This is a genomic window from Kosakonia quasisacchari, from assembly GCF_004331415.1.
Lineage (GTDB): Bacteria > Pseudomonadota > Gammaproteobacteria > Enterobacterales > Enterobacteriaceae > Kosakonia > Kosakonia quasisacchari.
Genome location: NZ_SJOP01000005.1, coordinates 177,390 through 190,961, shown reverse-complemented (window position 1 = coordinate 190,961; position 13,572 = coordinate 177,390). Strand labels below are relative to the sequence as shown.

Below are 13,572 nucleotides of genomic sequence, written 5' to 3'. Positions count from 1 at the left end.
TGCTGGCGGGGGAAACATAACGCTTATTTCTCGTGACGCTTAAACACCATTTCGTCCTGCGCGGACGCTTCTTCATCAAAGAAATACCCTTCACTATCAAACCCGGCTAACTGCTCCGGTTTTGTCAAACGCTGCTCAATGATGTAGCGGCTCATCAACCCGCGCGCTTTTTTGGCGTAGAAGCTAATGACCTTAAACTTGCCGTTTTTCTCATCAAGGAACACGGGTTTGATTACTCTGGCTTTCAGTTTTTGGATTTTGACCGAGCGGAAATATTCATCTGATGCCAGGTTGATAACAATATCGTCGCCCTGGGCGGCAATGGCGTCGTTGAGTTTGTGGGTAATGGTATCGTCCCAGAATTGGTACAGATCCTTGCCTTTGGCGTTCTCCAGCCGGATACCCATCTCCAGACGATACGGCTGCATCAGATCCAGCGGGCGCAGCACGCCGTATAACCCGGAGAGCATGCGCAGATGCTGTTGGGCAAAGTCGAAATCCGCCTCGCTGAAGGTTTCCGCTTGCAGACCGGTGTAGACATCACCTTTGAATGCCAGAATCGCCTGGCGTGCATTGTCCGGGGTGAAATCAGGTTGCCAGTCGTGAAAGCGAGTCGCGTTCAGATCGGCGAGTTTATCGCTGATGCCCATCAGCGCTTTGATTTGCGGCGCAGAGAGTTTGCGAGCGGTCTTAATCAATTGCTGGGCGTGATCCAGCAGTTCCGGCTGGGTAAAACGCGTGGTCGCCAGCGGGCTTTGGTAATCGAGCGTTTTTGCAGGTGAAATCAAAATCAGCATACTCAGTCCTTGCTGTGCGAGAAATTTCCGCTGACTTTAGCAAAAAAACCAACAGACTTGATCGATAGTTGCGATTAGCGCTACGAACGAGGAATATCATCCCAACTACCCGGTGCCAGTTGGCGTTTGATCTCCGGGTAGCGTTTCGGATCAAAGACGGGCATGACGCCAAGTTTACGCTGGCGCAGGTAATCACGAGCCAGCACTCTCACCACAGGTGAAAGCAGCAGGATCGCGGTCAGGTTGGTAATGGCCATCAGCGCCATCATCACATCGGCGACATGCCAGATTAGCGGCAGGCTGAAAAAAGAGCCCATCAGCACCATCAGCAACACCGCCATGCGCAGTAACCAGATATTCCTTGCACTATTACGACGCAAGAAGATCAGGTTGTTTTCCGCATAGGTGTAGTTCGCCACAATCGAGGTAAAAGCAAACAGCGCCACGATGGCGGCAACGAAACCCGCGCCCCAACTTCCTGTCAGTGACACCATCGCCTGCTGCATCAATTGTGTTCCGCCGATCGCTCCCGTGGCTGGCGCAGTTCCCGCGAGCAGCAGAATAAGCGCACTGGCGGTACAGACCAGAAAGGTATCTGTCACGACGCCGATCATCTGCACAAAACCCTGGGCGACAGGATGTGGAGGCCATGATGCCGCGGTTGCGGCGGCGTTGGGTGACGATCCCATACCTGCTTCATTCGCGAGCATGCTACGTTGAAAACCACTGGTGATGGCCTGGCTTAGGGTGTAAGCCATGGTTCCGGTTGCCGCTTCCTGCCAGCCAAAAGCGCTTTTAACAATGTTCACAAGAACAGTGGGTAGCAGATTGGCATGCCACAGGCTGACGCCAAAACTGACGACAATCCAGGCCAGCGCCATTACCGGCACCACCCACTGCATCAAGCGTGCAACGTTATTAAGCCCTTTGAGCATGTACAGGAAAGCACAAGCCGCAAGCACGATCCCACTGATAAAACCGGGTACGTTCCACGCATAACGCATGGCCTGTGCCATCGCTGTGGACTGAATAGTGTTAAACACCAGGCCGTAGGTTAGTAGCAAAAAAATGGAAAACAGCACGCCCATCCAGCGCATACCCAGCCCGCGCTCCATATACCAGGCGGGGCCGCCGCGTAGCTGCTGGTTGGCATCACGCTCTTTGTACAATTGCGCCAGCGAGCACTCGGCAAAGCTAATGATCATGCCAATGATGGCGGAAATCCACATCCAGAAAATCGCCCCAGGGCCGCCGGTGGTCAGGGCAAACGCCACGCCCGCCAGGTTGCCACTGCCGAGCCGGGTCGCAAGGCTCAGGCATAACGCCTGATACGAGGAGAGCGCACCAGGCTGTGCAACGCGGCTGCTTTTCAGACTTTGGCCAAAATCACGAATGAAACGGAAGGGGACAAACCGGCTGCGAAAAGCAAACCAGATACCTGCTGCCGCCAGCAGGTAAACCATCAATGAGCCCCAGAGTATTTCACTGATGAATGAGAAAAATTCAGGCATTAACATTCCTCTTGTTGATGCCGGGGTTGGCCTGGGGGGTGGGTGTCGGAGTGTACGCATCACTTCGCAGGCAATTAATTAAGTGAGTTTACCATACAATTTTCAGAGCATTGTCTGCGGTTGCGCTGGCAAGGCGTCGTGTTATCATCAGGGCAGACCGGTTACATCCCCCTAACAAGTATACTCGTCATACTTCTCGTTCAGGTGCGCTGGCTGCGTTAATGCGCCAGGCGCAGCAACGCGTCGTCGGTCTTAGCGTGGAGTATTAGGGTATCGTTTAAAGAGAAATATTATCATGACGGATAAATTGACCTCCCTGCGTCAGTACACCACAGTCGTGGCTGATACCGGAGATATCGCGGCAATGAAGCTGTACCAGCCGCAGGATGCAACAACCAACCCTTCTCTGATTCTTGGGGCTGCCCAAATCCCGGAATACCGCAAACTGATTGATGACGCCGTGACCTGGGCGCGCAGCCAGAGCAGCGACCGTGCGCAGCAGGTTGTCGATGCAACAGACCGACTGGCAGTGAACATTGGTCTGGAAATTCTCAAACTGATCCCAGGCCGTATCTCTACCGAAGTGGATGCTCGTCTCTCTTACGACACCAACGCGTCCATCGCAAAAGCAAAACGCCTGATCAAAATGTACAACGACGCGGGCATCAGCAACGATCGTATCCTGATTAAACTGGCGTCTACCTGGCAGGGCATCCGTGCGGCTGAACAGCTGGAAAAAGAGGGCATCAACTGTAACCTGACGCTGCTGTTCTCTTTTGCACAAGCGCGGGCATGTGCCGAAGCGGGCGTGTTCCTGATCTCTCCGTTCGTTGGCCGTATTCTCGATTGGTACAAAGCCAATACCGACAAGAAAGAGTACGCACCGGCAGAAGATCCGGGTGTGGTTTCCGTCACGGAAATCTACCAGTACTACAAACAGCACGGCTATGAAACCGTGGTGATGGGCGCAAGCTTCCGCAATACTGGCGAAATCATTGAGCTGGCCGGCTGTGACCGTCTGACCATCGCTCCGCCGCTGCTGAAAGAGCTGTCTGAAAGCGCGGGCGCTATTGAGCGTAAACTCGCTTACACCGGCGAAGTGAAAGCGCGTCCTGAGCGCATCACCGAAGCGGAATTCCTGTGGCAGCACAACCAGGATCCGATGGCGGTAGATAAACTGGCGGACGGTATTCGTAAGTTTGCCGTTGATCAGGAAAAACTGGAAAAAATGATCGGCGATCTGCTGTAATCATCAGGCGTGGCCGGGTTCCCGGTCACGCTTCTTCTCTCTGCTCTGTTTGCCTTTCCCCTCAGCGTGTATCATTTCGTTAAATTGTTTTTTTGCACGGAATGAATATGGACACACTACGCATTGGTTTAGTTTCGGTTTCCGATCGCGCCTCCAGCGGCGTTTATCAGGACAAAGGTTTACCTGCACTGGAAGCGTGGTTGGCGAGCGCTCTGACGACGCCTTTTCATATTGAAACTCGCCTGATCCCGGATGAGCAAAGCGTTATTGAGCAAACCCTGTGCGAGCTGGTCGATGAGATGAGTTGCCATCTGGTGCTCACTACCGGTGGAACCGGACCTGCTCGCCGCGATGTGACGCCGGATGCAACACTGGCGGTAGCCGACCGCGAGATGCCAGGGTTTGGCGAGCAGATGCGGCAAATCAGCCTCAATTTTGTGCCAACCGCCATACTTTCCCGACAGGTCGGTGTGATCCGCAAACAGGCGCTGATCCTCAATTTGCCTGGTCAGCCGAAATCGATAAAAGAAACACTGGAAGGGCTTAAAGACCAGGATGGCACCGTGAAAGTGCCGGGTATTTTCGCCAGTGTACCGTATTGTGTACAGTTATTAGATGGGCCATATGTCGAAACTGATCCGCAAGTAGTAGCATCTTTTCGGCCTAAAAGCGCAAGGCGCGAAACATTATCCTAAAAATGACTCTTTTCTAAGATAAGCAATACCGTCTCTGGAGTGTTGATTTATTTACGGTATAGTAATTTTTAATTTACAGTATTTGTAATAATTAAATTAACACTCCCTCTTTACAAACGGTCCGCTATGTCAACTTACACACGCCCTCTGAACAGACAGGATTATAAAACGCTGACGCTGGCCGCGCTGGGTGGCGCGCTGGAGTTTTACGATTTCATCATTTTTGTCTTCTTTGCCGCTGTTGTCGGCGAACTCTTCTTCCCTGCCGACATTCCGGAATGGCTTCGCCAGGTGCAAACCTTTGGCATTTTTGCCGCCGGTTACCTGGCTCGCCCGCTTGGCGGTATTGTAATGGCACATTTCGGCGATTTGGTTGGGCGCAAAAAGATGTTTACGCTCAGCATCCTGCTAATGGCGCTGCCCACGTTGGCGATTGGTTTGCTGCCGACCTATGTCTCGATGGGAATTGTTGCGCCGTTACTGTTGTTGTTAATGCGCGTGCTGCAAGGCGCGGCGATTGGTGGCGAAGTGCCTGGCGCCTGGGTTTTTGTCGCAGAACATGTTCCGGCTCGCCGGATTGGCATCGCCTGCGGGACGTTGACCGCGGGGCTGACGGTGGGCATTTTGCTCGGCTCCGTAGTCGCTACGCTGGTGAATACCAGCATGACGCAGCAGGCTGTTCATGATGGCGGCTGGCGTATTCCATTCCTGCTTGGCGGGGCGTTTGGTCTGGTGGCAATGTACTTGCGCCGCTGGTTGCAGGAGACGCCGATTTTCCTTGAGATGCAGCAGCGAAAGGCATTAGCGCAGGAGTTGCCGGTCAAATCCGTGGTGCTAAACCATAAAAAAGCAGTGGTAGTTTCCATGCTGCTGACCTGGTTGTTGTCCGCCGGGATTGTGGTGGTGATCCTGATGTCGCCAGTTTGGCTGCAAAAACAGTATGGTTTCGCGCCAGCGCTGACGCTCCAGGCGAACAGCATCGCCACTGTGATGCTCTGTTTTGGTTGCCTTGCTGCCGGGCTGCTGGTGGATAAATTTGGTGCCAGCCGTACTTTTATCGTTGGCAGCATTCTGCTGGCCTGCTCCAGCTGGTTTTTCTATCACCTGGTCGGCAGCCATCCTGAACAGTTGTTTCTTTTGTATGGCGTGGTGGGGTTGTGCGTTGGCGTGGTGGGCGCGGTGCCCTATGTCATGGTGCGTGCCTTCCCGGCAGAAGTGCGTTTCACTGGTATTTCATTCTCTTATAATGTTTCGTACGCCATTTTCGGCGGGCTGACGCCGATTGCAGTTACCATGCTGATGGGCGTTTCGCCGATGGCTCCCGCATGGTACGTGCTGGCGCTGTCGCTGCTTGGCCTTGGATTGGGGATTTTGCTGCGCCAGGATCTTCATCACCAGGATAAAGTGGCTGAAGGCGCGGTACAGCAATCATAAAAAAACGGAGCCAAATGGCTCCGTTTTGTTTTATCCGTTTGCGGAAGGATTAATGCTTCTCGCCAATTGGCAGTACGGTGCGCTCGAACTGTTCATTCAGCACTTCGCCCATCGCCAGATAGATAGCGCTTGCGCCACATACCAGACCTATCCAGCCTGCAACGTGGACAATGCCTTCGTTATCGGCCAGGTGGCCGATTGCCAGCAGCGCGAACAGCACCGTCAGGCTCAGGAAGACGAATTGCAACGCGCGTGCGCCTTTCAGCGTACCGAAGAACATAAACAGTGTGAATACGCCCCAGATGCCTAAATAAACGCCCAGGAAGTGGCCGTTTGTTGCTTCTGCCAGCCCCATTTTCGGGAACAGAAGAATAGCCACCAGCGTCAACCAGAAAGAGCCATAGGAGGTGAACGCAGTCAAGCCGAAGGTATTGCCTTTTTTATACTCAAGCAGACCAGCAAAAATTTGTGCGATACCACCATAGAAAATGCCCATCGCCAGGATAATGACATCCATCGGGAATAAACCAATATTGTGCAGGTTAAGCAGAATAGTGGTCATGCCGAAGCCCATTAAGCCCAGCGGAGCCGGATTAGCCAACTTAGTGTTGCCCATAATTCCTCAAAATAAATCAATATGAAAAGGGAAAATGAAAGCCCCGCGTCAGTATTGAGGAGGCGGGGCGCGGCATCATAAATAGCGCCATTGAACCTGTCTATGATCTGAACAGGTGTAAATTAAAAAATTTTTTACCGCTCCCCCTTGATGCGCGAGCTTGCGACCCCATCTTGTAGTCAACCGCAGTGTGTGAGTCTGAAAAAAAACAATACAGGGTAGTTGAAACCGCACGTTTCGCCCTTATTACAGGTTCACAACCACATGATGACGAATTTTTAGTGGAGACGTTTAGATGGGTAAAATTATTGGTATCGACCTTGGGACAACCAACTCTTGTGTAGCCATTATGGATGGCGCTCAGGCTCGTGTGCTGGAGAACGCCGAAGGCGATCGCACCACGCCTTCTATTATCGCTTATACACAGGATGGCGAAACTCTGGTAGGTCAGCCGGCTAAACGTCAGGCAGTGACGAACCCGCAAAACACCTTGTTTGCGATCAAACGCCTGATTGGCCGTCGCTTCCAGGACGAGGAAGTCCAGCGTGACGAATCTATCATGCCGTACAAAATCATCGCAGCCGACAACGGTGATGCGTGGATTGATGTAAAAGGCACCAAAATGGCACCGCCGCAGATCTCTGCTGAAGTGCTGAAAAAAATGAAGAAAACCGCTGAAGATTACCTGGGTGAACCGGTAACTGAAGCTGTTATCACCGTTCCGGCTTACTTTAACGATGCGCAGCGTCAGGCAACCAAAGATGCTGGTCGTATCGCAGGTCTGGAAGTAAAACGTATTATCAACGAACCGACAGCGGCAGCGCTGGCTTACGGTCTGGATAAAGAAACCGGCAACCGTACTATCGCGGTATATGACCTGGGTGGCGGTACTTTCGATATCTCTATTATCGAAATCGATGAAGTTGATGGCGAAAAAACCTTCGAAGTTCTGGCAACCAACGGTGATACTCACTTGGGTGGTGAAGACTTCGACAGCCGTTTGATCAACTACCTGGTAGAAGAGTTCAAGAAAGATCAGGGCATCGATCTGCGTAACGATCCGCTGGCGATGCAGCGTCTGAAAGAAGCGGCAGAAAAAGCGAAAATTGAGCTTTCTTCCGCGCAGCAGACCGACGTGAACCTGCCGTACATCACTGCAGATGCGACTGGTCCGAAACACATGAACATCAAAGTGACTCGCGCGAAACTGGAAAGCCTGGTTGAAGACCTGGTTAACCGTTCCATTGAGCCGCTGAAAGTTGCGCTGCAGGATGCGGGCCTGTCCGTATCTGACATCAACGACGTGATCCTGGTTGGTGGCCAGACGCGTATGCCGATGGTGCAGAAAAAAGTGGCAGAGTTCTTCGGTAAAGAGCCGCGTAAAGACGTTAACCCGGACGAAGCCGTTGCTATCGGTGCTGCGGTGCAGGGCGGTGTTCTGACGGGTGAAGTGAAAGACGTTCTGCTGCTGGACGTTACCCCGCTGTCGCTGGGTATCGAAACCATGGGCGGCGTGATGACTGCGCTGATCAACAAAAACACCACTATCCCGACCAAGCACAGCCAGGTGTTCTCTACTGCGGAAGACAACCAGTCTGCGGTAACCATCCATGTGCTGCAGGGTGAGCGTAAACGCGCGTCTGATAACAAATCGCTGGGTCAGTTCAATCTTGATGGCATCAATCCGTCTCCGCGCGGTATGCCGCAGATTGAAGTCACGTTCGACATCGACGCAGATGGTATTTTGCATGTGTCTGCAAAAGACAAAAATACCAACCGCGAGCAGAAGATTACCATCAAGGCTTCTTCTGGTCTGAACGAAGACGAAATCCAGAAAATGGTACGCGATGCTGAAGCAAACGCTGAAGCTGACCGTAAATTTGAAGAGCTGGTGCAGACCCGTAACCAGGGCGACCATCTGCTGCACAGCACCCGTAAGCAGGTTGAAGAAGCCGGCGACAAACTGCCAGCTGAAGATAAAACTGCCATCGACGCTGCGCTGAGCGAGCTGGAAACTGCGCTGAAAGGCGAAGATAAAGCAGATATCGAAGCGAAAATGCAGGCACTGGCGCAGGCTTCCCAGAAACTGCTGGAAATCGCACAGCAACAGCATGCGCAGCAGCAGGCGGGTGCTGATGCTTCTGCGAACAACGCGAAAGATGACGATGTTGTTGACGCCGAGTTTGAAGAAGTAAAAGACAAAAAATAATCGCCCTGATGCAGGGTAGATAACCAGCACGGGCGTCGGGGTTTTCTCCACGCCCGTGCTCGTATGTTAAGGGGCAGATAAACCGATGGCGAAGCAAGACTATTACGAGATTTTAGGCGTTCCGAAAACAGCGGAAGAGCGTGAAATCAAAAAGGCGTATAAACGCCTGGCCATGAAATATCACCCGGACCGCAACCAGGGCGATAAAGAGGCCGAAGCCAAATTTAAAGAGATTAAAGAAGCCTACGAAGTCCTGACCGACGCCCAAAAACGTGCGGCTTACGATCAATATGGCCATGCGGCGTTTGAACAAGGCGGCATGGGCGGTGGTGGGTTCGGCGGCGGTGGTTTTGGCGGCGGTGCGGACTTCAGCGATATTTTCGGCGACGTGTTTGGCGATATCTTCGGTGGTGGCCGTGGTCGTCAGCGCGCGGCGCGCGGCGCGGATTTGCGCTACAACATGGATTTGACGTTGGAAGAAGCGGTTCGCGGCGTCACGAAAGAGATCCGTATTCCTACGCTTGAAGAGTGCGACGTGTGCCACGGCAGCGGCGCGAAAGCGGGTACGCAGCCGCAGACCTGTCCGACCTGTCACGGTTCAGGCCAGGTGCAGATGCGCCAGGGCTTTTTTGCCGTGCAGCAGACCTGTCCGCACTGTCAGGGCCGGGGTACGCTGATTAAAGATCCGTGCAACAAATGTCACGGTCATGGCCGCGTCGAAAAATCCAAAACCCTGTCTGTTAAAATCCCGGCAGGCGTGGACACCGGCGATCGTATCCGTTTGAGCGGTGAAGGTGAAGCGGGTGAGCACGGTGCACCGGCAGGCGATCTGTATGTTCAGGTGCAGGTGAAACAGCACCCGATCTTTGAACGTGAAGGCAACAACCTGTACTGCGAAGTGCCGATCAACTTTGCCATGGCGGCGCTGGGCGGTGAAATCGAAGTACCGACGCTGGACGGGCGCGTGAAGCTGAAAGTGCCGAACGAAACCCAGACAGGTAAACTGTTCCGTATGCGCGGCAAAGGTGTGAAATCCGTGCGCGGCGGTGCGCAAGGTGACTTGCTGTGTCGCGTGGTGGTCGAAACTCCGGTCGGACTGAACGACAAGCAGAAACAGTTGCTGAAAGATCTGCAGGATAGTTTTGGCGGCCCGACAGGTGAACATAACAGCCCGCGTTCCAAAAGCTTCTTCGACGGCGTGAAGAAATTCTTTGACGATTTAACCCGCTAATCCTTCTTCATTAGCACGTTATCAGGCCCGGCTTCTGCCGGGCTTTTTTTATCAGCTTTTCAATTGCTCGGAAAAAGAGAGTTTATACGCAATAATAATCTGATTTTGTCGAGGATTAGAGCGGAGTAAGATAGCCGCCACGACGTTACAGGGATCGGAGAACAAGATGAAATTATTGCAACGCTTCTTTAGCAGCGATGCCTCGGGCGGCATTGTGCTGATCATTGCGGCGGCACTGGCGATGCTATGCGCCAACCTCGGTGCTACTCAGGATTTATATAGCTCTTTTCTGCAAACGCCTGTTGAGCTGAAAGTCGGCTCGCTGGAGATCAAAAAAGATATGCTGCTGTGGATCAACGATGCATTGATGGCAATCTTTTTCCTGATGGTCGGTCTGGAAGTGAAATATGAACTGGTTCAGGGCACGCTCGCCAGCCGTCAGCAGGCTGTGTTCCCGGTTATCGCAGCGCTTGGCGGCATGGTGGCACCGGCGCTGATCTTCCTGCTGTTTAATTACCACAATCCGCTGGCAAGCCATGGTTGGGCCATTCCCACAGCTACCGATATCGCTTTCGCTCTCGGAGTGCTGGCGCTGTTGGGCAACCGCGTTCCGCCCGTGTTAAAAGTGTTTTTGATGGCGCTGGCGATCATTGATGACCTTGGCGCGATTATCATCATCGCACTGTTCTATACCAGCGACCTTTCCACCCTGGCGTTGGGTGTCGCGGCTGCCTCCATTGTGGTGCTGGCATTGATGAATGCCCTCAATGTCCGCCGTATTGGTCTTTATATGTTGGTCGGCGTTGTCTTGTGGACAGCGGTACTGAAATCCGGTGTACATGCGACGCTTGCAGGTGTCGTTGTCGGTTTCTTTGTTCCACTGCGTGAAGAAAAGGGCGTCTCGCCGCTCCATCAACTGGTAGATGCTATTAACCCGTGGGTTGGCTGGCTGATCCTGCCGTTGTTCGCGTTTGCTAATGCGGGCGTCTCATTACATGGAATGTCCCTGTCCGGGCTGGGAGATGTGCTGCCATTGGGTATTATCGCAGGTCTTGTTATTGGCAAGCCGCTGGGGATCTCGCTGTTTTGTTGGCTGGCATTGCGCTTAAAACTGGCGAGGTTGCCACAAGGTGCGGTGTTCAAACAAATTATGGCCGTCGGCGTGCTGTGTGGTATTGGCTTTACCATGTCGATATTTATCTCCTCATTGGCCTTTGGTGACGCGCATGCGGAGATGGTTGCCTGGAGTAAGCTTGGGATCCTGACGGGCTCTATTATCTCGGCGGTAACAGGTTACTGCCTGCTGCGTACGCGTATTATCCGTGCCTGACGGTGAGTAGGACAAAGGACGATGTCGTATATAAATTACAATCATCTCTATTACTTCTGGCATGTCTATCGGGAAGGCTCCGTCGTTGGCGCGGCGGAGGCGCTCTTTCTGACGCCACAAACCATCACCGGGCAGATCAAAGCGCTCGAAGATCGCTTACAGGGCAAGCTTTTCAAACGTAGAGGAAGAGGGCTGGAACCCACCGAACTGGGAGCGCTGGTTTTCCGTTATGCTGACAAGATGTTCACTCTCAGCCAGGAGATGCTCGACATCATCAACTATCGCAAAGAGTCAAACTTGCTGTTTGATGTTGGCGTCGCTGATGCGCTCTCGAAAAGGCTGGTAAGCGGTATTCTTGATGCTGTTGTGCAGGAAGGGGAACCGATTCATTTACGTTGCTTTGAATCCACGCACGAACTGCTGCTGGAACAGTTGAGCCAGCATCAACTTGATATGATTATCTCCGATTGCCCTATCGACTCCACGCAACAGGAAGGGCTGTTTTCGGTAAAAATTGGCGAATGTAGCGTCAGTTTCTGGTGCGGCGACTTATCCTTCAAAAAAACTTTTCCGGCTTGCCTGGAAGAACGACGCCTGTTAATACCTGGCCGCCGTTCGATGCTCGGACGCAAGTTGCTGAACTGGTTTAACGCGCAGGGATTGCAGGTGGAAATATTGGGCGAGTTTGATGATGCGGCGCTAATGAAAGCCTTTGGTGCGGCGCATAATGCCATTTTCGTTGCACCGACATTATATGCCGATGATTTCTACGCTGACGATCGCATGGTAGAAATCGGCCGGGTGGAAAACGTGATGGAAGAGTATCACGCCATTTTCGCAGAACGGATGATCCAGCATCCTGCGGTACAGCGTATCTGCAATCGGGATTACGCCACGCTTTTCACGCCAGCGCAGAAATAAAAAAACCCGCCGAAGCGGGTTTTTTCACAAAGCCAACAAAGTAGCGATTAAGCCAGTTTGTTGATCTGCGCGGTCAGGTTAGCCTTATGGCGCGCTGCTTTGTTTTTGTGGATCAGACCTTTAGCGGCCTGGCGATCCACGATCGGTTGCATTTCATTAAATGCATTCTGCGCAGCGGCTTTGTCGCCTGCTTCAATTGCTGCGTATACTTTCTTGATGAAAGTACGCATCATTGAGCGGCGGCTAGCGTTGTGCTTGCGAGCCTTTTCAGACTGAACGGCGCGCTTCTTAGCTGATTTGATATTAGCCAAGGTCCAACTCCCAAATATGATCTATATGGACAATTCAAAGGCCGGGGAATATGCCCTTTTCGCCTTCTTTTGTCAATGGATTTGTGCAAATAAGCGCCGTTAAGATACAACGCTCGTTACGTATTGATGGCGCAGGATTCTAACAGCTTGCGTGTCGCGAATACAGCTTTTCCGCCAGAAAAATCGTTATCGAAGGCAGATTTTCATGGCACAGGTAGACAGCCCGATGAAATCCTTCCCCTTTCTGCGTTGTTAAGGCAATCGTCGGTTAACGTCGCCCGCTGTACAAGGTATAATCCGACGATTTTCACTGTTTTGAGCCAGACATGAAGCTGATACGCGGCATACATAATCTCAGCCAGGCACCGCATGGGTGTGTGCTGACTATTGGTAATTTCGATGGTGTGCATCGAGGCCATCAGGCGCTATTACAAGGGCTTGGTGCCGAAGGGCGTGCTCGTGGCCTGCCGGTGGTCGTGATGATTTTTGAGCCGCAGCCGCTGGAATTGTTCGCCGGGGAAAAAGCCCCTGCGCGGCTGACCCGCCTGCGTGAAAAGCTGCGCTTGCTGGCCGATTGTGGCGTGGACTACGTGCTTTGCGTACGTTTCGATCGCCGTTTTGCGGCGCTCACCGCACAAACGTTTGTCAGCGATTTGCTGGTTGAACGCCTTGGTGTGAAATTCCTCGCAGTCGGTGACGATTTCCGTTTTGGCGCTGGTCGCCAGGGGGATTTCTTGTTATTACAGAAGGCCGGTGAAAAGTACGGTTTCAGCGTCACCAGCACACAAACCTTCTGTCAAGGTGGCGTGCGCGTGAGTAGCACGGCCGTGCGACAGGCGCTGGCGGAAGATAATCTGGAACTGGCTGCCAATTTACTGGGCCACCCATTTACGATTTCCGGGCGCGTTGTGCACGGCGATGAACTGGGGCGCACCATTGGTTTCCCGACGGCGAACTTACCGCTGCGCCGTCAGGTATCCCCGGTCAAAGGGGTGTATGCGGTCGAAGTGGCTGGACTGGGCGATGCTGTCCTTCCCGGCGTTGCCAATATTGGCACTCGCCCAACAGTCGCCGGTGTGCGCCAGCAGTTGGAGGTGCATTTGCTGGATGTTGTAATGGACCTCTACGGGCGCCATATAGATGTTGTACTGCGTAAAAAATTACGCAACGAGCAGCGATTTGCCTCGCTTGACGAGCTGAAAGCGCAAATCGCCCGAGATGAGGTAGCGGCCCGCGACTTTTTTGGGCTATCTAAACCGGCTTCTTAA

General features: G+C 52.9%; 12 protein-coding genes. 8 read left to right on the top strand and 4 right to left on the bottom strand.

The features are described 5' to 3' along the window. Nucleotides 1–23 precede the first annotated feature (23 nt). Together yaaA and E0L21_RS07570 are read right to left on the bottom strand one after the other, a co-directional pair. Nucleotides 24–797, bottom strand: a complete 774-nt coding sequence (gene yaaA, locus E0L21_RS07575; RefSeq protein WP_131408186.1) for a peroxide stress protein YaaA — start codon at nt 795–797, stop codon at nt 24–26. Between the two features lie 80 nt (nt 798–877). Further along, nucleotides 878–2,308, bottom strand: a complete 1,431-nt coding sequence (locus tag E0L21_RS07570; protein ID WP_131408184.1) for an alanine/glycine:cation symporter family protein — start codon at nt 2,306–2,308, stop codon at nt 878–880. 295 nt (nt 2,309–2,603) lie between these two features. Between E0L21_RS07570 and tal the strand changes: the two genes are divergently transcribed. From tal to E0L21_RS07555, 3 genes are all read left to right on the top strand, one after another. Next, nucleotides 2,604–3,557 (top strand): transaldolase, encoded by a 954-nt coding sequence (gene tal / locus E0L21_RS07565; protein ID WP_131408182.1) that lies wholly within the window; start codon nt 2,604–2,606, stop codon nt 3,555–3,557. Between the two features lie 107 nt (nt 3,558–3,664). Beyond that, on the top strand, nt 3,665–4,252 hold the full coding sequence (mog, locus tag E0L21_RS07560) for a molybdopterin adenylyltransferase (protein WP_131408180.1): 588 nt from the start codon (nt 3,665–3,667) through the stop codon (nt 4,250–4,252). Between the two features lie 126 nt (nt 4,253–4,378). Continuing rightward, nucleotides 4,379–5,686 carry an MFS transporter gene (locus E0L21_RS07555; RefSeq protein ID WP_131408178.1) on the top strand — a complete coding sequence of 436 codons (1,308 nt, stop codon included), beginning with the start codon at nt 4,379–4,381 and terminating at the stop codon, nt 5,684–5,686. 49 nt (nt 5,687–5,735) lie between these two features. Here the strand turns inward: E0L21_RS07555 and satP are convergent, their stop codons facing one another. After that, nucleotides 5,736–6,302 (bottom strand): acetate uptake transporter, encoded by a 567-nt coding sequence (gene satP, locus E0L21_RS07550; protein ID WP_020456493.1) that lies wholly within the window; start codon nt 6,300–6,302, stop codon nt 5,736–5,738. Nucleotides 6,303–6,597: 295 nt separating this feature from the next. Between satP and dnaK the strand changes: the two genes are divergently transcribed. The 4 genes from dnaK to nhaR all read left to right on the top strand — a co-directional run bounded on the left by dnaK (nt 6,598) and on the right by nhaR (nt 11,993). Then, nucleotides 6,598–8,511: a molecular chaperone DnaK gene (gene dnaK / locus E0L21_RS07545; protein WP_131408176.1), complete on the top strand. Its 1,914-nt coding sequence runs from the start codon at nt 6,598–6,600 to the stop codon at nt 8,509–8,511. Nucleotides 8,512–8,596: 85 nt separating this feature from the next. Then, a complete protein-coding gene (gene dnaJ / locus E0L21_RS07540) occupies nt 8,597–9,742 on the top strand; it encodes a molecular chaperone DnaJ (protein ID WP_131408174.1) in 1,146 nt (381 codons plus the stop codon). 166 nt (nt 9,743–9,908) lie between these two features. Then, a complete protein-coding gene (gene nhaA / locus E0L21_RS07535) occupies nt 9,909–11,072 on the top strand; it encodes a Na+/H+ antiporter NhaA (RefSeq protein ID WP_131408172.1) in 1,164 nt (387 codons plus the stop codon). A gap of 21 nt (nt 11,073–11,093) precedes the next feature. Next, a complete protein-coding gene (gene nhaR / locus E0L21_RS07530) occupies nt 11,094–11,993 on the top strand; it encodes a transcriptional activator NhaR (RefSeq protein WP_131408170.1) in 900 nt (299 codons plus the stop codon). 47 nt (nt 11,994–12,040) lie between these two features. On the opposite strand, the gene rpsT is transcribed toward nhaR, so the two are convergent. Then, complete coding sequence (rpsT, locus tag E0L21_RS07525) at nt 12,041–12,304, bottom strand: 30S ribosomal protein S20 (protein WP_003856458.1); 264 nt, start codon at nt 12,302–12,304, stop codon at nt 12,041–12,043. A 326-nt stretch (nt 12,305–12,630) separates the two neighbouring features. On the opposite strand from rpsT, the gene ribF reads away from it, so the two are divergent. Beyond that, nucleotides 12,631–13,572 carry a bifunctional riboflavin kinase/FAD synthetase gene (gene ribF, locus E0L21_RS07510; RefSeq protein ID WP_020456497.1) on the top strand — a complete coding sequence of 314 codons (942 nt, stop codon included), beginning with the start codon at nt 12,631–12,633 and terminating at the stop codon, nt 13,570–13,572.

Excerpts from the sequence above, each read along its gene's own strand:
- mog (WP_131408180.1), top strand. The coding sequence starts at position 3,665 with ATGGACACACTACGCATTGGTTTAGTTTCGGTTTCCGATCGCGCCTCC.
- satP (WP_020456493.1), bottom strand. The coding sequence starts at position 6,302 with ATGGGCAACACTAAGTTGGCTAATCCGGCTCCGCTGGGCTTAATGGGC.
- dnaJ (WP_131408174.1), top strand. The coding sequence starts at position 8,597 with ATGGCGAAGCAAGACTATTACGAGATTTTAGGCGTTCCGAAAACAGCG.
- nhaA (WP_131408172.1), top strand. The coding sequence starts at position 9,909 with ATGAAATTATTGCAACGCTTCTTTAGCAGCGATGCCTCGGGCGGCATT.
- yaaA (WP_131408186.1), bottom strand. The coding sequence starts at position 797 with ATGCTGATTTTGATTTCACCTGCAAAAACGCTCGATTACCAAAGCCCG.
- E0L21_RS07555 (WP_131408178.1), top strand. The coding sequence starts at position 4,379 with ATGTCAACTTACACACGCCCTCTGAACAGACAGGATTATAAAACGCTG.
- ribF (WP_020456497.1), top strand. The coding sequence starts at position 12,631 with ATGAAGCTGATACGCGGCATACATAATCTCAGCCAGGCACCGCATGGG.
- nhaR (WP_131408170.1), top strand. The coding sequence starts at position 11,094 with ATGTCGTATATAAATTACAATCATCTCTATTACTTCTGGCATGTCTAT.
- E0L21_RS07570 (WP_131408184.1), bottom strand. The coding sequence starts at position 2,308 with ATGCCTGAATTTTTCTCATTCATCAGTGAAATACTCTGGGGCTCATTG.
- dnaK (WP_131408176.1), top strand. The coding sequence starts at position 6,598 with ATGGGTAAAATTATTGGTATCGACCTTGGGACAACCAACTCTTGTGTA.
- tal (WP_131408182.1), top strand. The coding sequence starts at position 2,604 with ATGACGGATAAATTGACCTCCCTGCGTCAGTACACCACAGTCGTGGCT.